This window comes from Streptomyces sp. NPDC051041 (assembly GCF_044456065.1).
In the GTDB taxonomy this organism is placed as follows: domain Bacteria; phylum Actinomycetota; class Actinomycetes; order Streptomycetales; family Streptomycetaceae; genus Streptomyces; species Streptomyces glaucus.
This window is the reverse complement of record NZ_JBITFM010000024.1, coordinates 22,983-41,022: the sequence shown is the minus strand read 5'-3', so window position 1 is coordinate 41,022 and position 18,040 is coordinate 22,983. Positions and strand designations below refer to the sequence as shown.

General features: G+C 73.1%; 21 protein-coding genes, 1 tRNA gene and 2 pseudogenes. 17 read left to right on the top strand and 7 right to left on the bottom strand.

Annotated features, from left to right (window positions below; genetic code table 11):
- Positions 1–2: 2 nt before the first annotated feature.
- Entirely contained in the window at positions 3–422 is a 420-nt protein-coding gene (locus ACIBAI_RS26990; RefSeq protein WP_399038206.1) for a hypothetical protein, read from the top strand.
- A gap of 270 nt (positions 423–692) precedes the next feature.
- Here the strand turns inward: ACIBAI_RS26990 and ACIBAI_RS26985 are convergent.
- Positions 693–767 (bottom strand) — tRNA-Trp (locus tag ACIBAI_RS26985).
- A gap of 377 nt (positions 768–1,144) precedes the next feature.
- On the opposite strand from ACIBAI_RS26985, the gene ACIBAI_RS26980 reads away from it, so the two are divergent.
- Complete coding sequence (locus tag ACIBAI_RS26980; protein ID WP_390323175.1) at positions 1,145–1,282, top strand: hypothetical protein; 138 nt, start codon at positions 1,145–1,147, stop codon at positions 1,280–1,282.
- A 401-nt stretch (positions 1,283–1,683) separates the two neighbouring features.
- Here the strand turns inward: ACIBAI_RS26980 and ACIBAI_RS26975 are convergent.
- Positions 1,684–2,229: pseudogene (locus ACIBAI_RS26975) on the bottom strand (DUF1152 domain-containing protein); the annotation flags it as partial.
- Positions 2,230–2,234: 5 nt separating this feature from the next.
- Between ACIBAI_RS26975 and ACIBAI_RS26970 the strand changes: the two are divergent.
- The 9 genes and pseudogenes from ACIBAI_RS26970 to ACIBAI_RS26930 form a co-directional block, all read left to right on the top strand.
- A pseudogene (locus tag ACIBAI_RS26970) lies at positions 2,235–2,414 on the top strand (SpdA protein); the annotation flags it as partial.
- Positions 2,415–2,433: 19 nt separating this feature from the next.
- On the top strand, positions 2,434–2,625 hold the full coding sequence (locus ACIBAI_RS26965; protein WP_399038204.1) for a hypothetical protein: 192 nt from the start codon (positions 2,434–2,436) through the stop codon (positions 2,623–2,625).
- Complete coding sequence (locus ACIBAI_RS26960) at positions 2,625–2,816, top strand: mobile element transfer protein (protein WP_029381037.1); 192 nt, start codon at positions 2,625–2,627, stop codon at positions 2,814–2,816. Before ACIBAI_RS26965 ends, ACIBAI_RS26960 begins: the two co-directional genes overlap by 1 nt.
- Before the next feature lie 9 nt (positions 2,817–2,825).
- Positions 2,826–3,020, top strand: coding sequence for a hypothetical protein (locus ACIBAI_RS26955; RefSeq protein ID WP_399038202.1), 195 nt, complete (start codon positions 2,826–2,828; stop codon positions 3,018–3,020).
- A 27-nt stretch (positions 3,021–3,047) separates the two neighbouring features.
- Entirely contained in the window at positions 3,048–3,305 is a 258-nt protein-coding gene (locus ACIBAI_RS26950) for a SpdD protein (protein WP_399038200.1), read from the top strand.
- Between the two features lie 83 nt (positions 3,306–3,388).
- Positions 3,389–4,741 (top strand): replication initiator, encoded by a 1,353-nt coding sequence (locus tag ACIBAI_RS26945; protein ID WP_399038199.1) that lies wholly within the window; start codon positions 3,389–3,391, stop codon positions 4,739–4,741.
- A complete protein-coding gene (locus ACIBAI_RS26940) occupies positions 4,734–4,970 on the top strand; it encodes a helix-turn-helix transcriptional regulator (RefSeq protein ID WP_399038197.1) in 237 nt (78 codons plus the stop codon). The genes ACIBAI_RS26945 and ACIBAI_RS26940 overlap by 8 nt, the downstream gene beginning before the upstream one ends.
- Complete coding sequence (locus ACIBAI_RS26935; RefSeq protein WP_399038195.1) at positions 4,970–6,190, top strand: tyrosine-type recombinase/integrase; 1,221 nt, start codon at positions 4,970–4,972, stop codon at positions 6,188–6,190. Before ACIBAI_RS26940 ends, ACIBAI_RS26935 begins: the two co-directional genes overlap by 1 nt.
- 572 nt (positions 6,191–6,762) lie before the next feature.
- The gene (locus ACIBAI_RS26930) at positions 6,763–6,939 is read left to right on the top strand and encodes a hypothetical protein (RefSeq protein ID WP_399038193.1); all 177 of its coding nucleotides are present in this window, start codon (positions 6,763–6,765) and stop codon (positions 6,937–6,939) included.
- A gap of 80 nt (positions 6,940–7,019) precedes the next feature.
- On the opposite strand, the gene ACIBAI_RS26925 is transcribed toward ACIBAI_RS26930, so the two are convergent.
- Positions 7,020–7,781 (bottom strand): phosphoglyceromutase, encoded by a 762-nt coding sequence (locus ACIBAI_RS26925; protein WP_344601600.1) that lies wholly within the window; start codon positions 7,779–7,781, stop codon positions 7,020–7,022.
- A 188-nt stretch (positions 7,782–7,969) separates the two neighbouring features.
- Between ACIBAI_RS26925 and ACIBAI_RS26920 the strand changes: the two genes are divergently transcribed.
- The gene (locus ACIBAI_RS26920) at positions 7,970–9,301 is read left to right on the top strand and encodes an MDR family MFS transporter (protein WP_399038191.1); all 1,332 of its coding nucleotides are present in this window, start codon (positions 7,970–7,972) and stop codon (positions 9,299–9,301) included.
- Positions 9,302–9,342: 41 nt separating this feature from the next.
- Here the strand turns inward: ACIBAI_RS26920 and ACIBAI_RS26915 are convergent, their stop codons facing one another.
- Complete coding sequence (locus ACIBAI_RS26915) at positions 9,343–9,774, bottom strand: DUF2000 family protein (RefSeq protein WP_399038189.1); 432 nt, start codon at positions 9,772–9,774, stop codon at positions 9,343–9,345.
- A 50-nt stretch (positions 9,775–9,824) separates the two neighbouring features.
- Here ACIBAI_RS26915 and ACIBAI_RS26910 point away from each other — a divergent pair, with 50 nt between their 5' ends.
- On the top strand, positions 9,825–10,622 hold the full coding sequence (locus tag ACIBAI_RS26910; RefSeq protein WP_399038188.1) for an AraC family transcriptional regulator: 798 nt from the start codon (positions 9,825–9,827) through the stop codon (positions 10,620–10,622).
- A gap of 78 nt (positions 10,623–10,700) precedes the next feature.
- Positions 10,701–11,198 carry a hypothetical protein gene (locus ACIBAI_RS26905; RefSeq protein WP_399038187.1) on the top strand — a complete coding sequence of 166 codons (498 nt, stop codon included), beginning with the start codon at positions 10,701–10,703 and terminating at the stop codon, positions 11,196–11,198.
- Between the two features lie 349 nt (positions 11,199–11,547).
- Here ACIBAI_RS26905 and ACIBAI_RS26900 read toward each other — a convergent pair whose 3' ends face one another.
- Positions 11,548–12,066 carry a YbjN domain-containing protein gene (locus tag ACIBAI_RS26900; protein ID WP_399038185.1) on the bottom strand — a complete coding sequence of 173 codons (519 nt, stop codon included), beginning with the start codon at positions 12,064–12,066 and terminating at the stop codon, positions 11,548–11,550.
- Positions 12,059–13,396 (bottom strand): D-inositol-3-phosphate glycosyltransferase, encoded by a 1,338-nt coding sequence (mshA, locus tag ACIBAI_RS26895; RefSeq protein ID WP_399038183.1) that lies wholly within the window; start codon positions 13,394–13,396, stop codon positions 12,059–12,061. The genes ACIBAI_RS26900 and mshA overlap by 8 nt, the downstream gene beginning before the upstream one ends.
- Positions 13,397–13,759: 363 nt before the next feature.
- On the opposite strand from mshA, the gene ACIBAI_RS26890 reads away from it, so the two are divergent.
- The 3 genes from ACIBAI_RS26890 (at position 13,760) to ACIBAI_RS26880 (ending at position 17,546) form a co-directional block, all read left to right on the top strand.
- Positions 13,760–14,545, top strand: a complete 786-nt coding sequence (locus ACIBAI_RS26890; RefSeq protein WP_399038255.1) for a class I SAM-dependent methyltransferase — start codon at positions 13,760–13,762, stop codon at positions 14,543–14,545.
- A 239-nt stretch (positions 14,546–14,784) separates the two neighbouring features.
- A complete protein-coding gene (locus ACIBAI_RS26885; protein ID WP_399038182.1) occupies positions 14,785–15,867 on the top strand; it encodes an NlpC/P60 family protein in 1,083 nt (360 codons plus the stop codon).
- A 341-nt stretch (positions 15,868–16,208) separates the two neighbouring features.
- Positions 16,209–17,546: a PP2C family protein-serine/threonine phosphatase gene (locus tag ACIBAI_RS26880; RefSeq protein ID WP_399038180.1), complete on the top strand. Its 1,338-nt coding sequence runs from the start codon at positions 16,209–16,211 to the stop codon at positions 17,544–17,546.
- A gap of 87 nt (positions 17,547–17,633) precedes the next feature.
- Here ACIBAI_RS26880 and ACIBAI_RS26875 read toward each other — a convergent pair whose 3' ends face one another.
- Entirely contained in the window at positions 17,634–17,966 is a 333-nt protein-coding gene (locus tag ACIBAI_RS26875; protein ID WP_344601821.1) for a DUF2516 family protein, read from the bottom strand.
- Positions 17,967–18,040 lie beyond the last annotated feature (74 nt).

Here is an 18,040-nt window from a genome sequence, read left to right as displayed (position 1 = left end):
GCGTGCATGACTCCACGCCCGAGGACGGCGAGCCCACCTCCTTCGTCGAGAAGACGAAGAGCTGGTACGAGAGACACAAGCCGAAGATCCGCATCATCGGCGCCGTGACTCTGGCCGTGGGCCTGGCCGTGGTTGCCCATCTCGCCACGAGGCAGGACGGCGAGAGGTACGACGCCGAAGACATCGAGGATTCCAATCAGGTTTCCGGCCGCGAAGCCATGGACGAGCCTCGTCGGTCCTCCCTCGACCCTGACCGCGACCCCTTCCTGCGAAGGCTCCCCGCCGGTCAGCAGGCCAGCGAGGCGGCCAAGGCGAGATACAAGGAACTGACGGGCAACGATCTCCCTCCCGGTTACACCTTGGTTCGCCGGTGGTTCTACCTGAGCCCAGGCGACGATGACCCGGGTGAAGCCGCAGCCTGAGTACCTGAAGGAAGGACACCGCGGCCTGTGGCTTAGCCGAACGCCCCGATATCACCCAGTCAAGTTCAGTAGTCGACTAGCCCGGCATGTGGCCAGGCGCTTAGAAGATGCGGGCAAGCCATGGAGTGATGGCCCGTCGGTACCCCACCGTTACCGCGCCGGGTCGCACAGCGCCGCTGGCATCCGCTGTCGTTGCCGTCAGCGCTGCCGTCACTGCCGTCGACTACTGCGTCATATGAGCACCGTTTCAAGGAGCAAGGTTGACGCGGGCGAAGCCGGCCGGATTCGAACCGGCGTCCTCGCGATTTTGGAGACCGCGCGCGACGACCTCTGCGCTACGGCTTCGCCCGGCGGGGATCCTAGCCCATCGCGTTTCGGTACAGACCCGGCTTTCGGTACTCCCAGCGCCGCTACGTCGGTGGGGGTCTCGACGACCGTGGCACGTTGTCGGGCTACCTCTCGATGCGAACTACGGGCGGGACGGTCACTGAAGTCTTTTGACCTGGTCAGGAGGGTGCCTGCGGTTTGTGATGGTCGCCAGGGATCGCCGTAGTTGCTGTACTTCATTGCTGTACTGCGCTCATGTCGTAGACTTGATGTCCGCTTACTTCTGAGGCAGTACCCCAATCACCCGTACATAGATCGCACCGGTGTGAAGAGCCGTAGCGGGCTCACCTGGTGAACCGTGTCGTTCTATGCCTGTAAGAGAGGCATAGATACACATGCTCGAAAACCAGATCACGGCCGCACTCATCGCGCTCAGTTTGATGGTCTTCCTGATTTTCGGGGTTCTGGCTCTTCTGCGTTGCAACCGCAAGGACATCGCTGAAGTCCTTCGCATCCTTCTGCGTCGCAAGTAGCAGCCTCATCGGGCGGTTGGAACCCTCACCGGGTGCCAACCGCCCGCACTTGCTCACGCGGTTGGCGGAACGGCTTTGGGCGGGAGCTGCTTTGGGGCGAGTGATCATGGACCCGTAAGCTTCCGGCGCGTCGGGCAGTCTGTGGACCTGCCCGCTAAAGCACGACGTTGGGGCCATGATCTTCGAGGCTCGCGCCAAAGTGGCTGCCTAAAGCCGTGGAGCCGACCGCCCCAGCCACGACGTACCCCTTCTCTGGCATCAGGCGGCTGACTGCTGTCCGCGCGGCACGGGCGCCGGCCGGGCTGGAGCGGGGCGGAGACAGGAGCGCAGGCCCGGCCGGGGGTCGGGCCGCGCGCGGGGAGCGGAGCGAGCCGCCTTGAACCCGTGAAGAAAGTTGTTACTCAGGCTTCGGCTGGGATGCGCCACAGTGGAGCGGCGTACTGCTCCGGTCGGCTGTTGATGAGCAGCTGGCGCAGGGCCTCGCGCTGAGTGCCGTTCAGGCTCAGTGCCTCTGTGAGCCGGCGGAACGTCGTATGCGTGATGCCGCGGCTTCGGGCGTCGGCCTCGAACTGGTCGAGCCGGGGCAGCACTGCCTCGGCGTCCAGCTTCACCGCCGGCTGCTCCTTGAGCCACAGCGCCTTGTTGCGCTCGTAGTCGATCTCCGAGAAGCCGCACACTTCGCGGCTCAGGGCCTCGACCTCGTCCAGGGTGGCCGTCGTCATGATCGCGCGGGCCAGTCGGTTGCGGTTCAGGGCTTCGTCCAGGTCGACTTCGTGGATCGTCGGGCCCTCGTCGGTGAGGGGGATGGGGAGTCCCGCGTCCCGGACCTCGCAGGTGCCGCGTACTCCGCGGGCCGTCGCCGCGAGCATCCCGGTGGCCTCGGAGGGGTGCCACTCCAGGACCGAGCCGACCGGCTCCACGTCCTTGGCCGTGAGGGTGTGGACGACCAGGCGAACCGGAGTCGGTGCCGGCCTCCCCTTCCCCGGTACCGCCCGCCCTCGTCGCTCTCGCCCGGAAGGTCGCCGACGACCACCGCGCCCGGACCGGAACCCCCATCGACACCCCGACGCTTCGCGCCCGGCTCGGCGTCCCGATGCCGCTCGCCGAAGTCATCACCGCCCACCTCACCTGACCCCGGAGGACTTTCTCCCGTGCGCCCGTCCACGCTCCGCGCGCTGAAGCGTGCCGCAGAGCTGACCCGACAGAACCGCTTCACCGAAGCCGTGTTGATCGCCGAGCCGGTGATCCTCGCCGCCGACCCCGTCGAGGGCGACGAGATCCGCCGCTGGCTCACCGACCACGTCACCGACTTCACCGGCGAATCCGACAAGGAGACCCCCTGATGCCCGCCAACCGCCGCTTCCGCCGCGTCGTCCGCATCGGCCCCGTCCAGGTCGGCACCTCCTACGACGGCCGGGGCCGCGAGAAGCACACCGCCGTCTGTACGGCTCCGCGCTGCGGCTTCTCCGCCGACTACGACAGCCGCGCCGCCGCCGAGCTGGCCGCCCGCACCCACCGCTGCGCCGTCCGCTGAGGAGATCCCGTGACCGTCTCGCTGCCGCTCGTCCTCGTCCTGGGCGTCATCGCCTGGACCGCGATCAAGTTCCTCGGCGTCCGCCTCTGGGTCGCCGTCGTGATCGCCCTGTTCGGCTTCTGGCTCTCGCACACCTTCCTCGCCCCCGCCATCGAGTCCGGCACCCGCTCCGGAGTCGACGTCGTCAACGGCACCCACGACTGACCCCCGACCGGCACAAGGAGTCCCGCGATGTTCCGTCCCAAACTGCCCGACACCCCGCACGTCCCGAGCATCACCACCCACATCCCGCAGAACCACCCCCCGGCTCCCTCCGCCGGCCGCCCGGTCGCCCCGCTCGTGGGGGCCGGTGCCGGCGCGGTCGCCGCCGTGGTCGTCGTCGGCGTCGTGCTGACCGCGCTCCTGGCGGCCGTCGCCGTCTCGGCCGTCTCCGTGGCCGTCGCCGCCGTGGTCCTGCGCTCCCTCCTCAATGGCGCGCACCAGCGCTGACCGGCCACCGGGGCGGCAACGAGCCGCCAAGCATCCCGCCGCCCCGGGGCCGTCCCTCCCGACCGCCGAAACAGCCGAAAGGAATGCCCATCATTACCCGGCAGACTCCGCCCCCGCTGGCGGAACTCTCCACGCTGGCCTCCCTCGGCACCCTGCCCGAGCTGGCCCGCCAACTCTCCACCCTGGGCGGCTGCACCCGCCCCGTACGCCTCGACGGCCACCGCACCGAATACGCGGTGGACCGGACCACCGGCGAGATCGGCCGCGTCCTGCACCACCTCGACTCCGCCGACCTTCCCGCCGGCCAGCTCCTCGTCCGCTGCAACAACCGCCGCGCCACCCGCTGCCCGGCCTGCGCCGAGACCTACCGCCGCGACACCTTCCACCTGATCACCGCCGGACTCCGGGGCGGCAAGGGCACCCCGGAGCGGGTCGCCACCCATCCGCGCGTCTTCGCCACCTTCACCGCCCCCGGCTTCGGCCCGGTCCACAACCGCCCCTCCGGCGGCCGTGCCTGCCGCTGCGGCACCCGGCACGACGAGGGCGACGCCGCCCTGGGCACACCCCTCGACCCCGACACCTACGACTACGAAGCGGCCGTGCTGTGGAACGCGCACGCCAGCGCCCTGTGGCGGCGCTTCTCGATCTACCTGCGCCGGGAGGTCGCCAAGCGGGCCGGCCTCACGCAACGGGCCTTCCACGACCACGCCCGCGTGTCCTTCGCCAAGGTCGCCGAGTACCAGAAGCGCGGCGCCGTCCACTTCCACGCCGTCATCCGCCTCGACGGCCCCGGCGGCGGCGACACCCCGTCCCCGGCCTGGGCCACGGCCGAGTTGCTGACCGACGCCATCCGCGCCGCGGCCGCCGCCGCCCGCGTCGACGGCCCGGCCATCGACGGCCGCGCCCACACCTTCGCCTTCGGCCGCCAGCTCGACGTCCGCCCGATCCGCTCCGCCGACTTCGACGGCGGCCGGGAGCTGACCGAGCGGGCCGTGGCCGCCTACATCGCCAAGTACGCCACCAAGGGAGCCGAGACGGCGACCGGCACCCTCGACCGGCCGATCCGCTTCCTCGCCGAGCTGGCCCAGGCCCGGATCACCGACCACGCCCGGCGCATGATCCGCACCGCCTGGACCCTGGGCGCCCGTCCCGAGCTGGCGGACCTGCGCCTGCGGGCCTGGGCCCACATGCTCGGCTTCCGCGGCCACTTCTCCACAAAGTCCCGCCGCTACTCCACCACCCTCGGCGCCCTCCGCGACGCCCGCGCCGACTGGCGCCGGGCCCAAGCGGCCCCGCCCGTCCCGCAGGACGACGAGACCACGCTCGTCCTCGCCCACTGGGCCTTCGCCGGTACCGGCCTCTCCCGTGCCGAAGCCTGGCTCGCCGCCTCCCTCGAACCCGCCCCCGGAACGGAAGGAGAGCCCACCCGTGCGTAACCGACGCCTCACCACCGCGGACACGGCCGCCGCACCACGCGCGCTCCCTCCGCGCTACCTGACTCCGGTGGACGTCGCCGAGCTCCTGGGCGTGCCGGTGGAGACGGTCTACCAGTGGCGCCGGAAGCGCACCGGACCGCGTGGCTTCCGGGTCGGCCGGCACCTGCGCTACGACCCCGTGGACGTCCGGGCCTGGGTCGACTCACTGATGGAAGAGGCCGCCGCCTGATGGCCGGACACGTCCAGGACCGCTGGTACAGGACCGAGACCGGCCCGGACGGAAAGGTGCGCAAGGTCAGGACCGAGCGTTACGGGTCCGGTCTCCGCTACCGCGCTCGCTACGTCGGCCCGGACGGCACGGAGAAGTCCAAAAGCTTCCCCGACCGACAGAAGCGGCTCGCCGATCAGTGGCTGGCGCACATCGAGGCGGACATGGCGCGCGGGCAGTACATCGACCCGCGCGCCGCCCGGATCACCTTCCAGCAGTACGCCGAGCGCTGGGTCACCACACAGGGCGCCGACCCGAACACCCAGGCCTCGATGGAATCGCAGCTCCGCCTGCATGCCTTCCCCTACCTCGGCTCGCGTCCGCTCGGCTCCTTCCAGCCGGCGCACATCCGTGACTGGGTGCGGCAGTTACAGGAGAACGGCGTCCGGGGGTCGTACGCGCGGACCATCTACTCCAACGTGCGCGCGGCCCTGAGCGCGGCCGTGGACGACGGCCACCTCCCCCGGAACCCGTGTGCTGCCCGCTCGGTCCGGCCACCGACCGTCGACACCAAACGTGTGGTCCCGTGGACGCCGGAACGGGTCTTCGCCGTCCGTGCCGCCATGCCCGAGCGCTACCGGGCCATGGTCGACCTGGGCGCCGGCTGCGGGCTCCGTCAGGGCGAAATCCTGGGCGTGGCCGTCGACGCGATCGACTTCGACTCGGACACGCTCCACGTGGTTCGGCAACTCAAGCTCAGCCGCAGCAAGGCCGTGTTCGCGCCTCCGAAGGGCGGCAAGCTACGGGACGTACCGCTCCCCGGTCCCGTCGCCGACGCGCTTCGAGAGCACATGAAGCGGTTCCCGCCGGTCGAGATCACCTTGCCGTGGAAGGTCGCCGACGGCCCTCCGGTGACCAAGCGGCTCATCTTCACCGGGCCGCGCGGCGGGCACGTCTGGCGGACGTCCCTCAACGAGGAGGTGTGGAAGCGGGCGCTGGCCTCGGCTGGGGTGATTCCCGAGCGGAAGCCGGGTGAGTCGTACGCCGGGTCCCGCGAGAACGGCATGCATGCCCTGCGCCACTTCTACGCCTCGGTGCTTTTGGACGCCGGGGAGAACGTTAAGGCCCTCGCGGAGTACCTCGGCCACTCGGACCCGGGCCTAACGCTCCGCGTGTACGCGCATCTCATGCCCTCCAGCCAGGAGCGCACCCGCAAGGCGATTGCGACCGTCTTCGCCTGACCCACAGAAGGATGCACCTCAAACGCTCTATCCGTGAGCTTCCATCCACGAGCTTCGGTCGGCGAACTTTGGTCCGCCGACAATGTTGCGACACGTAATTCTCCGACCGCAGCATTTGGAATCACCATCCGTGAACTTTCGCCCGGCAAGAATGCTGCGACACGCAATTGCCGACGCCACCCACCTCGCCTCCCGCCCTCCCGCCCGGGCGGCCGGGCGGGAGGGCGGCCGGGCGGGAGGGCGGCCGGGCGGGAGGGCGGCCGGGCGGGAGGGCGGCCGGGCGGGAGGGCGGCCGGGCGGGAGGGCACGGAAAGAAGAATCGGAGTCAATATCGGCAGGTGCGCCGCAGCGCCCCCTTGAGGCGCTTAGCATGACTGAGGTTGGCCATGCAGTCGGAATTATCGACTGATTCCCCCGAGGGGTATCCGCAGGCAATTTTGACTCTCGGATGATCCGTGATTAAGTTCTGCTCGCGGATTGGAAAGGCCGCCTCCGTTGGCCCGGAGGCGGCCCCGTCTCCATCCGCGTTCGAAACACTTGGGAAGCTCCTCAACACGTTGGAGAACATAAGCATGCCACAATTCGGACTGAGCATCGACATCTGTCTTCGCGATCTGCCACTTTGCTTGGTCGGCGCGGCCGTGGCGGGGTCCCCCTGGTGGGGGGACGTACCCGCCGGGATCGCCGTACCGATGGCGCTGCTGATCGCCCTCGACATCCGGGTCCGCCGCTGGAGCCGCCGCACCTGACGGCCCAGGTACGGCCCAGGCGCATAGAAGAGCCCCCTCCTGGCAGCAAAACTGCAGGTAGGGGGCTTCTTCCGGGGCGGTTACTTCTTCTTGCCCTGGTTCTTGACCGCCTCGATCGCCGCCGCGGCGGCCTCCGGGTCGAGGTAGGTGCCGCCGGGGTTGACCGGCTTGAAGTCGGCGTCCAGCTCGTAGGAGAGGGGGATGCCGGTGGGGATGTTCAGGCCCGCGATGTCCTTGTCGGAGATGCCGTCGAGGTGCTTGACCAGGGCGCGCAGGCTGTTGCCGTGGGCGGCGACCAGGACCGTGCGGCCGGTCAGGAGGTCGGGGACGATGGCGTCGAACCAGTACGGCAGCATGCGGACGACGACGTCCTTCAGGCACTCCGTCTGCGGGCGCAGCTCCGGCGGCAGCGTGGCGTAGCGCGGGTCGGAGAACTGGGAGTACTCGGCGTCGCGGTCCAGCGGGGGCGGCGGGGTGTCGTAGGAGCGGCGCCACAGCATGAACTGCTCCTCGCCGAACTCGGCGAGCGTCTGGGCCTTGTCCTTGCCCTGGAGGGCGCCGTAGTGGCGCTCGTTCAGGCGCCAGGAGCGCTTGACCGGGATCCAGAGGCGGTCGGCGGCCTCCAGCGCGAGCTGCGCGGTGCGGATGGCGCGCTTCTGGAGGGAGGTGTGGACCACGTCGGGGAGCAGACCGGCGTCCTTGAGCAGCTCGCCGCCGCGCGTCGCCTCCTTCTCGCCCTTCGGGGTGAGGTTGACGTCCACCCAGCCGGTGAACAGGTTCTTCTCGTTCCACTCGCTCTCGCCGTGGCGGAGGAGGATCAGCTTGTACGGTGCGTCGGCCATGTCTCAGAGCGTAATCCAGGTGTTCGCCCTCGCGCGTGGCCGCCCGGCAGCCGGACGTTTGACGGCATCTGTTAATTGAGTGGTGTCCCGACCACCCCTGTTCGTAAGTTGTGGATGCCGCCTGGGACGCTTACATCTCCGCGTCTCCCGCGTTCCTCGCACCTCTTCTCACATCCGGGGGGACCTCCATGCCGCTCGCCCAGCTGAGACGTGCCGCGCACGAGACCGTCGCGGGGCTCCCCCGGGCGTTCTGGTGGCTGTGGACCAGCACGCTCGTCAACCGGCTCGGCGGTTTCGTCGCCACCTTCATGGCGCTGTACCTGACCCTCGACCGCGGCTACTCCGCCTCGTACGCCGGTCTGGTCGCCGCGCTGCACGGGCTCGGCGGGGTGATCTCCTCCCTGGGCGCCGGGGTGATGACCGACCGGCTCGGGCGGCGGCCGACGCTGCTGCTCGCCCAGGTGTCCACCGCGGTGTCCGTCGCCCTGCTCGGCTTCGTGCAGCACCCGGTCGCCATCGCGGCCGTCGCCTTCCTGGTCGGCATGGCGAGCAACGCCTCCCGGCCCGCCGTGCAGGCGATGATGGCCGACATCGTGCGGCCCGAGGACCGCATCCGGGCCTTCTCCCTGAACTACTGGGCCATCAACCTCGGATTCGCCGTGTCCTCCATGGCGGCCGGGTTCATCGCCGAGGTCAGCTATCTCGCCGGGTTCCTGATCGAGGCGGGGATGACCTTGGTCTGTGCCGTCGTGGTCTTCCTGAAGGTGCCCGAGTCGCGGCCGGCCGCCGCGCCGGGGGACGCGGAGGGCGGGGACCCGGTCGGCCTCGGCACCGTGCTGCGCGACGGGCGGTTCATGAGCGTCGTCGGGCTGTCCTTCCTCGTCGCGCTCGTCTTCCAGCAGGGGTCCGTGGGGCTGCCGGTCGCCATGGGCGAGGCCGGGTTCACCCCGGCCGACTACGGTCTGGCCATCGCCGTCAACGGCGTGCTGATCGTCGCGCTGCAGATTCCCGTCACCCGGTTCGTCGAGCACCGGGACGCCCGGCGGCTGCTCGTGGTGTCGTCGCTGCTCGCGGGGTACGGCTTCGGGCTCACCGCCTTCGCCGGGTCGGTCTGGGTCTTCGCCCTCACCGTCTGCGTGTGGACCCTGGGCGAGATGGTCAACGCGCCGGTGCAGACCGGGCTCGTCGTCCGGCTCTCCCCGCTCCGGGGGCGCGGCCGCTACCAGGGCATGTACACGCTGTCCTGGTCCGTCGCCGCCCTCGTCGCCCCGCTGATGTCCGGCTTCGTCATCGACCGGCTCGGGGCGGAGTGGCTGTGGGGGATGTGCGCGGTGATCGGCACGGGGGCGGCGGCCGGGTACGCGGCGCTGATGCGCCGACTGCCCGCCGAGGAGACCGGGGAGACCGAGGAGACCGGGAAGGCCGAGGAGACCGGGAAGGCCGAGGAGACCGGGAAGGCCGGGGAGGCGGTGCCCGCGCGGTCCCCGGCGGCCCGGGCGGAGGAGGTCGGCGCGGCGTGATGCCGCCGGCCTCCCGGCGCCCGGGAGGCCGGCGGGCACGCTCACGGGTGCATCCGCGCCCCCTTCAGCACCTTGTCCACCGCGTTCTTCGGCCCGTACACCGCGAGCCCCACCAGGTCCAGCCCCTCCGTCCGCACAGCCCGCACCGCCGCCCGGTTGTCGCGGTCGTTGCCCGTGGTGAACAGGTCGCTCGTGAACAGGGCGCGGGGCAGGGAGCGGGACAGCACGCGCGCGTGGGCCCGGGTCAGCGTCTCCTTCGTGCCCTCGAAGACCAGGACCGGCTGGCGGAACATCGGCAGGTAGGGCACGCCGTCCGCGTCCTCGTACGGCTCCCCGATCACCTCGGGGACCTGGGTGCCCAGGCCGCTGACCAGGAAGGCGGTGACGTTGAGGCGCTGCCAGGGCTCCAGGTCCTCGCGGAGCAGGACGGCGATCTTGGTGTCGAAGCGGATGGGCTCGGCGTGGTCGTTCATGCGCCCCACACTGCCGACGGGCCCGCCGCGGCGTCTTGTACGTTCTTTGCATGGCCGCGCAACGGGAGGTCTCCGCCTGGCGCCCGCAGATACCGGGCATCGTGGAGGTCTTCCACGCCCGCTTCACGGAGTACGCCTACCCGATGCACGTCCACCAGGCCTGGACGCTGCTCATCGTCGACGACGGCGCCGTGCGCTACGACCTCGACCGGCAGGAGCACGGCACCCCGCACGACACGGTGTCCCTGCTGCCGCCGCACGTGCCGCACAACGGCTCCCCCGCCACCCCGGACGGCTTCCGCAAGCGGGTGCTGTACCTGGACACCTCGCTGCTCGGCGCCGACCTCATCGGGCCCGCCGTCGACACCCCCGACCTGCGCGACCCCCTGCTGCGGCGGCGCGTCGGCCGGCTGCACACCGCGCTGGCCCGGCCCGGGGAGGAACTGGAGGCCGAGAGCCGCCTGACGCTCCTCGGCGAGCTGCTGCGCGCCCGGCTGCGGCCCCGCTCGGCCCCGCCCGCCCCGCGCCCCGACCCGCCCCTCGCCCGCCGGCTGCGCGACCTCCTCGACGAGCGGCTCGTGCCGGGGATCGCGCTGACCGAGGCCGCCGCCCTGCTCCAGGCCCATCCCGCCCATCTGGTACGGGCGTTCAGCACCGCCTTCGGCATCGCGCCGCACCAGTACCTGAACTCCCGCCGCGTCGACCGTGCCCGCCGGCTGCTGCTCGCCGGCCGGCCGCCGGGCGAGGTCGCGGCGGAGACCGGGTTCTTCGACCAGTCCCACCTCACCCGGCACTTCCGGAGGCTGGTGGGGGTCACGCCGGGGCGGTACGCGCGCGGCGCGGGGTGACCGGGCCGGCGCGGCCGGCTGACCGGGGAATCCGCGGAAGCCGTCCCTCCGGGAATCCCGCCGGATAGCGTCGCCTCCATGGAGGATTCACGAAGCACACGGAAGGCACAGGAATTCCAGGATTCCGGCACCGGCTCGCGCAGCCGGCGCGCCGGACGGGCCGGACGCCTCTCGGCCGCCGTCGCGGGGGCGGCGGCCCTGGTGGCGCTGAGCGTCGGCGTCGCCCTCGCGGACGGCGCGGAGGACGAGCGGCCCTCCGGCCCCACCCCGTCGGCCGGCGAGCCGCTCCCGGGCCCGTCGCCCGAGGAGGTCACCGCCGTCCCCGGCGACGGCACCGGCGGCTCGACCGACGGCGGCACGGGCGGCTGGGACCCGGACCCCCGGCCCAGCCCGAGCGACGCACCGAGCCATCCCCCGGTCACCGCCGAACCCGTCCCCGGCGAGCCCTCCGCGCCGGCCGATCTGGCGGAGCTCGACCGGCGCATCGCGGAACTCGACGAGAAGGTCGACCAGTTGCCCACGAAGAAGGAGCTGGCCGACGCCCTGCGCGCCTTCGCCGACGAACTCGACGGATAGGCGAACGGACCAGCGAGCGGGACGGGGAGGCGCGAAGAGCGCGGGAGGCCGGCGAACCGCGCGACGGGCCCGGGCCGTTCGCCCGCCGGGTCCGGCGGGACCCTGCCGGGCCGGGCGGGCCTCCTCGGACCCGGCGGTCCCGCCGGACGACGTCGCCGGGGCCGCCCGCGGCCGGTGCGGTGGACGCCGCGAGGGCGAGCGCGGCCGCGATGCCGGTTCCGCCTGTGCGCGTGCGCAGCCCCTTCGCGGGCGGGGCCCGACGGCGGGAGGAGAGACCGCCGTGGGCCTGTACGGCTGCCCGCGGCCGGGTCGTCCGGCCCGGCCGCCCCCGGCGGGTTCTCCTCCTGGCCTACTCCTGGGTCCGCCGCGTGAGGTGCGCGAAGGCGTCCAGGTTGCGCGTCGACTCCCCCCGCGACACCCGCCACTCGTACTCCTTGCGGATCGCCGACGCGAAGCCCAGTTCCAGGAGCGTGTTGAAGGCGCCGTCCGCCGCCTCCAGGACCTGGCCGAGCAGGCGGTCGATCTCTTGCGCGGTCACGGCGGACAGGGGCAGCCGGGCGGTCACGTAGACGTCGCCGAGCCGGTCGACGGCGTAGCTCACGCCGTACAGCTTCAGGTTGCGCTCCAGCAGCCAGCGGTGGACGGCCGCCTCGTTCTCGTCGGGGTGGCGGATCACGAAGGCGTTCAGGGAGAGCGAGTGCCGGCCGACGATCAGGGAGACCGTCGTGGAGAGCTTGCGGGTGCCGGGGAGCTTGACCACGTAGCTGCCGGGCGCGGGGCTCTCCCACTCCAGTTCGGCGTCCTCCAGGACGGCCTCGACGGTCCGCGCCGCCGTCCTCTCTCCGTCAGCCCTGTCTCGATCAGCCATGGGGGGAGCGTACGCGACGGCGGTGGGCGTGCACCGCGGCCGTGTAGACGTCGGCGGTGGCGGCGGCCGCGGTGTCCCAGCCGAAGGACTGGGCGTGCCGGGCGGCCGCCGCGCCCAGCCGGGCGGACAGCGTGGGGTCGTCGGCGAAGTCGCCCAGCACGCGCGCGTAGTCGGCGGGGTCGTGGCCGCGCACCAGGAAGCCGGTCTCCCGGTCGCGCACGGCCACCGGGAGGCCGCCGACCGCCGCCGCGAGGACGGGCGTGCCGGCCGCCTGCGCCTCTATGGCGACCAGTCCGAAGGACTCGCTGTAGGAGGGCATCACCAGCACCGAGGCGGCCCGGAACCAGTCCGCGAGCCGGTCCTGGCCGACGGGCGGGCGGAACCGTACGACGTCGGCGATGCCGAGCCGCGCGGCGAGCTTCTGCAGTCCCTCGGGCTTGGCGAGGCCGCTGCCGCTGGGGCCGCCGACGACCGGGACGACGATGTTCGCCCGCAGCTCGGGGCGCCGGTCGAGCAGGACGGCGACCGCGCGGAGCAGCACGTCGGGGGCCTTCAGGGGCTGTATGCGGCCCGCGAAGAGCGGGATCAGGGCGTCCTGCGGGAGACCGAGCCGGGCGCGGGCGGCGGCCCGGCCGTCGGCCGGGCGGAAGCGGTCGAGGTTCACGCCGGGGTGCACCACGGCGACCCTGGCGGGGTCGGCGGAGTAGTGCCGGACGAGTTCGCCGGCCTCCTCGGCGGTGTTGGCGATCAGCCGGTCGGCGGCGGCGACCACCTGCGTCTCGCCGATGACCCGGGCGGCGGGCTCGGGGGTGTCGCCGTCGGCCAGGTTGGCGTTCTTGACCTTGGCCATGGTGTGCATGGCGTGCACCAGGGGGGTGCCCCAGCGCTGGGCGGCGAGCCAGCCGACGTGGCCGGAGAGCCAGTAGTGCGAGTGCACCAGGTCGTAGTGGCCGGGGCGGTGACCGGCCCACGCCTGCATCACGCCGTGCGTGAAGGCGCACAGCTGCGCCGGCAGGTCCTCCTTGGCGAGGCCCTCGTAGGGGCCCGCGTCGACGTGCCGGACGAGGACGCCGGGGGCCAGTTCGACGGTGGGCGGCAGGGCGGCGGCGGTCGCGCGCGTGAAGATCTCGACCTCGATGTCGATCGCGGCGAGCCGCTGGGCGAGCTCCACGATGTAGACGTTCATGCCGCCGGCGTCGCCGGTGCCGGGCTGGTGCAGCGGGGAGGTGTGCACGGAGAGCATGGCGACCCGGCGGGGACGCCGGTGCAGCCTGAGCCGCGGTGGGGACGCCGGGGAGCGACGCCCGAGCCTGCTGACGTACTGGCTCACGTGGCGTTCCTCCTTGCTGCGGGCGGGCCTTGCGGGGGCACACGACACCCCCCGGAGGGATGCAACATCGGAGGGCGGCACTCCATTTCCCGGTTCACGGGCTTTGCCGAATCATTACCACCACTCGCTCAACTGTTCGGCCGCGATCCGCGTGGCGGGTGCGCGGCCGGCGGGGCGCGGTCACGTGCGGGGACCGCCGCGCGGGCGGTGCCGAACAGGAAGGAGCGGGGAGGGCGAGCGGGGGTCGAGCGGGGCGCGCGGCGTGCCCGGCCGCACGGGTACCCGCCTACCCTCGTATCCATGACAGCCCGCGCAGCGCCCCTCCCCCGCTCCCGGCCTCGCCCGAACGGGGGGACCCCCGTGGTGGGGACGGTCACGCGCGGGACGACCAACCCGAACCGGCTGCGCCGGATGGACCGCTGGATCGCGGCCGTGCACGGCGCCGAGCTGCGCCGCGCCGCCGACCCCGTCGCCGTCGACCTCGGATACGGGGCGGCCCCCTGGACCGCGGTCGAGCTGCTGCACCGGCTGCGCGCGGCGGCGCCCCGCACGCGCGTGGTGGGCGTCGAGATCGAACCGGCGCGGGTCGCGGCGGCCCGGCCGTACGCGCGTGAGGGGCTCGCCTTCCGGCACGGCGGCTTCGAGATCCCGATCCCCCAGCGGCCGCTGCTCATCCGCGCCGCGAACGTGCTGCGCCAGTACGAGGAGGGCGAGGTCGCCGGCGTCTGGGAGCGGCTGTGCGCCCGCCTGGCCCCGGCCGTCGGGCACTCCCGCGGCGGGCTGCTGGTGGAGGGGACCTGCGACGAGATCGGGCGCCGGCACGTCTGGGTCGCCCTCGGCCCCGAGGGGCCGCGCACGGTCACCTTCGCGACCCGGCTGGGCTCCCTGGAGCGCCCCTCCGACCTCGCCGAGCGCCTGCCGAAGGCACTGATCCACCGCAACGTCCCCGGCGAGCCGGTGCACGCCTTCCTGCGCGACTTCGACCGCGCCTGGGCCGCCGCCGCGCCCTACGCCTCCTACGGCGCCCGCCAGCGCTGGATCCGCGCGGTGCGGGACCTCACGGGCCACTGGCCGGTGACGGACGGGCCGGCGCGCTGGCGGCAGGGCGAAGTGACCGTGCGGTGGGAGGCGTTGGCGCCGCGCGGCTGACGGCGCGGCGCGCGGGACGCCGGGAACTGCCGCCGCGGGCCGTCCGCCACCCCGGCGGGAGGAGCGCCGGGCGGACGGCCCGGGGCGCCGGAGGCGGGGAGGGGGACCGGGCGGGCGGCGGGGAGCGCCGCCCCCCCCGTACGGCCGCGCGCACGGCCTCTGTCGTTCCGCGCGCCGGCATGGCACGATCCCCTCGGCGACCAGGGCCGCCGGCGGCCGATCAGTGGGGGGACACGGGTATGGGAACGGGCAGGCGCGGCCTGATCACGGCGGCCGTGGCCGTGATCTGCGCGGTCACCGCGGCGGCACCGGGCACGGCGTTCGCCGCACCGGCTCCGGCGCCCTCCCCGAGCGCCTCCGCCGGCGCCTCCCCGACCGCCGCGCCCGGTGAGGACCTGGAGGCCGTGCGCGAGCGGCTCGACACGCTCTACCGCCAGGCGGCCCGCGCGACGGACCTGTACAACGCCGCCGAGGAGAAGGTCCGGAAGCAGTCCGCCGAGCTGGCCGGACTGGCGAAGAAGACCGCCGAGGGCCGGGCGAGGCTGGCCGGGCTGAGAAACCGCGCGGGCGCCGCCGCCCGCGCCCAGTACCGCACCGGCGGCCTGCCGGACGAGGCCCGCCTGATGCTCAGCGACGACCCCCGGGAGTTCCTCGACGGCACGGGCCGGGTGCTCCAGGGCGAGCGGGCGGCCAACGGCCTGATCGGGGAACTGAACCGCGCCCAGGAGGACTTGGAGCTGTACGCCCGGGACGCCTCCGCCCGGTGGCGGAAGCTGGAGGAGAGCCGCAAGGCCGAGGTCGAGGCGCGCAAGCGGGTCGAGAAGCGGATCGAGGCCGCCGAGAAGCTGGAGTCCCAGCTGGAGCAGGAGGAGAAGGAGCGCCTGGCCCGGCTGGAGCGGGAGGCCGCCCAGCGGGCGCAGACCGCCTGGCTCGGCTCCGGCGTCCTGCGGGAGATCGACGGCAAGGCGTCCGAGCAGGGCAGGAAGGCGGTGGAGTTCGCCACCGCCCAGGTGGGCAAGCCGTACGAGTGGGGCGCCGAGGGGCCGGAGACGTTCGACTGCTCCGGGCTGACCTCCCGGGCCTGGGCGGCGGCGGGGCTGGCCGTCCCGCGCACCTCGCAGGAGCAGTGGCGGCAGCTGAAGCGCGTCGACGTCGGGGCCATGCGCCCCGGCGACCTGATCGTCTACTTCGCCGACGCCAGCCACGTGGCGCTGTACGTCGGCGACGGCACCGTGGTGCACGCCCCGCGCCCGGGGCGGACGGTGACGACGGCGGGAGCGGGATCGATGCCGATCCTGGGAGTGGTGCGGCCGGACGCGTGAGGGCGGCGGGCGGACGGGCCCCGGACCGCCCCGGGCGCGCGGACCCCGCCCGCGCCGCGCGCCCTGTGACGCACTCCACGCCGAACCGGTCGCCAAACCCGTTCGGGACGTGACGTTCGTCATCCCCGCCCCCGGCCGGGACGCCCAACTGCCCTGCGGAAAGCGGCAGATGACGGCGGCGAACGGGCCGGCGACGTGCGTCGCGTCATTCCGCCGCGGTGTCGGCACCCGCTATGGTCCCGGCTTGGGGCATCCCCGCTCGACCGGACCGGAGAGCTCGGGGAAGGGCCGAGACCCTCGCCCCCGCCATGCCCTCGGGGGGAGGGAAGGAACCCGAGAAGATGCCCGTACCCGTACCGCGGCAGAGAGCGATCCCGGCCGTGGAGAGCGGTCAGGCGCAGGCCGCGTCCCCAGCCGCCGGGCCCTCCGGGGAACGCCCCGCGGAAGGGGCGCACCGCGCGGACACCGCCCGGACCACCGCGGACAAGACCGGGAACACCACTCACGCCCATCTGACGCTGCTGCTGATCGAGGACGATCCGGCCGGCTCGCCCATCGTGCCCGACCTGCTCGACCAGGCGGGCAAGCCGATCCGCGTCCGCACGGCCCGCAACCTCACCGAGGCCGAGCGGCTGCTGACCGACGACGTCCACTGCATCCTGCTGGACCTCGCCCTGTCCGCGCCGGGCCGGGCGGGCGACGAGGACGACGAGCTGGCGGTGCTGCGGCACGTGCTGGAGCTCGCGCCCCGGCACGCCGTCCTCGCGCTCACCGCGTCCGGCGACGCCGAGCGCGGCGCGGAGGCGGTGCGGGTGGGCGCCCAGGACTACCTGTTCCGCGACGAGCTGGACGGCCGGCTGCTGAGCCGGGCGATCCGGTACGCCGTGGAGCGCAAGCGCTCCGACTCGGCCGAGCGGCGGCTCGCCGAGAGCCGGGTACGCGCGCAGGAGAACCGCCGGCTGCAGCGCGGCCTGCTGCCCACCCCCCTGCTGGAGGGCTCCCCGCTCCGCTTCGCCGCCCGCTACCGCCCGGGCCGCTCGCGCGCCCTGCTCGGCGGCGACTTCTACGACGTCGTCCGCACCGCGGACGGCACCGTGCACGCCATGATCGGCGACGTCTGCGGCCACGGGCCGGACGAGGCGGCGCTCGGCGTGGAGCTGCGCATCGCGTGGCGCGCGCTGATCCTGGCCGGGCTCTGCGGCGATCGGCTGCTCGGCACGCTGCAGCAGGTGCTGGAGCACGAGCGGGCGGACGACGAGATCTTCGCGACGCTGTGCACGGTGGACATCGCGCCGGACGGCCGCCGCGCCGGCCTGTGTCTGGCGGGCCACCCGGCGCCGCTGATCGCCGGTCCGGACCGGCCCGCGCGGCTGCTGCCGTACGAGAACAACGGCCCGGCGCTCGGGCTGCTGCCGGGGGCCCGCTGGCCCCGGATGCAGGTGGAGCTGGGCGCCGAGTGGAGCCTGATGCTCTACACCGACGGTCTGATCGAGGGCCGCGTCGGCGCGGGCCGGGAACGGCTCGGCCAGGAGGGCATGGTGGAGATGGTCCGCCGGCAGATCGCCTCCGGCCTGCGCGGGGAGGAGCTGCTGCGGGCGGCGGTGAACGAGGTCCGCGACCTCAACGGCGGCGAACTGGCCGACGACGTGGCGGTCCTGCTGCTGGACCGGGCGCGGTGATCCCGCCGGGCCGGCGGCCCGGACGCCGGGACCCGGCCGGGCCGGCGGCCCGGGTCCCGCGGGCCGGGAACCGTCCCGGCGGGCGCCTCAGCGTCCGCCGTTCCACGGCCCGTACGGCCCGTCGCTGCTGGAGCCGCGGCGGCTGCGGCCGCCGCCCGGGAGGCCGCGCAGGGCCGGCCGGACGTCGACCATGTACACGATCGTCGCGATGAGACCGATGATCGGCAGGAACGACAGGATGTTGAAGATCAGGTTCACCACGAAGGCGAGCCCGAGGATGATCAGCCAGAAGGGCTTGGTCTGCTTGTCGGCCGCGCGGTAGGCGTCCTCCCGGCGCGTGGCGGCGTCGATCAGCGCGAAGCCGCTGAAAAGGATCAGGGCGATGCTCAGCAGCCACATGAACCCCGCGAACCCCTGCATCAGCACAACGTCCACCACCAGACTCGGCTCGTCCTCTACGCGGTCACCGTACCCGCAAGCGCAGGTCCGCTACC

Bases quoted from the DNA above. Each gene is read 5' to 3' on its own strand.
- ACIBAI_RS26980 (WP_390323175.1), top strand. From the start codon at position 1,145: ATGCTCGAAAACCAGATCACGGCCGCACTCATCGCGCTCAGTTTGATG.
- ACIBAI_RS26900 (WP_399038185.1), bottom strand. From the start codon at position 12,066: ATGGCTGATCGAGACAGGGCTGACGGAGAGAGGACGGCGGCGCGGACC.
- ACIBAI_RS26925 (WP_344601600.1), bottom strand. From the start codon at position 7,781: ATGGCCGACGCACCGTACAAGCTGATCCTCCTCCGCCACGGCGAGAGC.
- ACIBAI_RS26950 (WP_399038200.1), top strand. From the start codon at position 3,048: ATGTTCCGTCCCAAACTGCCCGACACCCCGCACGTCCCGAGCATCACC.
- ACIBAI_RS26880 (WP_399038180.1), top strand. From the start codon at position 16,209: ATGCCCGTACCCGTACCGCGGCAGAGAGCGATCCCGGCCGTGGAGAGC.
- ACIBAI_RS26945 (WP_399038199.1), top strand. From the start codon at position 3,389: ATGCCCATCATTACCCGGCAGACTCCGCCCCCGCTGGCGGAACTCTCC.
- ACIBAI_RS26930 (WP_399038193.1), top strand. From the start codon at position 6,763: ATGCCACAATTCGGACTGAGCATCGACATCTGTCTTCGCGATCTGCCA.
- ACIBAI_RS26935 (WP_399038195.1), top strand. From the start codon at position 4,970: ATGGCCGGACACGTCCAGGACCGCTGGTACAGGACCGAGACCGGCCCG.
- ACIBAI_RS26905 (WP_399038187.1), top strand. From the start codon at position 10,701: ATGGAGGATTCACGAAGCACACGGAAGGCACAGGAATTCCAGGATTCC.
- ACIBAI_RS26960 (WP_029381037.1), top strand. From the start codon at position 2,625: ATGCCCGCCAACCGCCGCTTCCGCCGCGTCGTCCGCATCGGCCCCGTC.
- ACIBAI_RS26875 (WP_344601821.1), bottom strand. From the start codon at position 17,966: ATGCAGGGGTTCGCGGGGTTCATGTGGCTGCTGAGCATCGCCCTGATC.
- ACIBAI_RS26920 (WP_399038191.1), top strand. From the start codon at position 7,970: ATGCCGCTCGCCCAGCTGAGACGTGCCGCGCACGAGACCGTCGCGGGG.
- ACIBAI_RS26885 (WP_399038182.1), top strand. From the start codon at position 14,785: ATGGGAACGGGCAGGCGCGGCCTGATCACGGCGGCCGTGGCCGTGATC.
- ACIBAI_RS26915 (WP_399038189.1), bottom strand. From the start codon at position 9,774: ATGAACGACCACGCCGAGCCCATCCGCTTCGACACCAAGATCGCCGTC.
- ACIBAI_RS26910 (WP_399038188.1), top strand. From the start codon at position 9,825: ATGGCCGCGCAACGGGAGGTCTCCGCCTGGCGCCCGCAGATACCGGGC.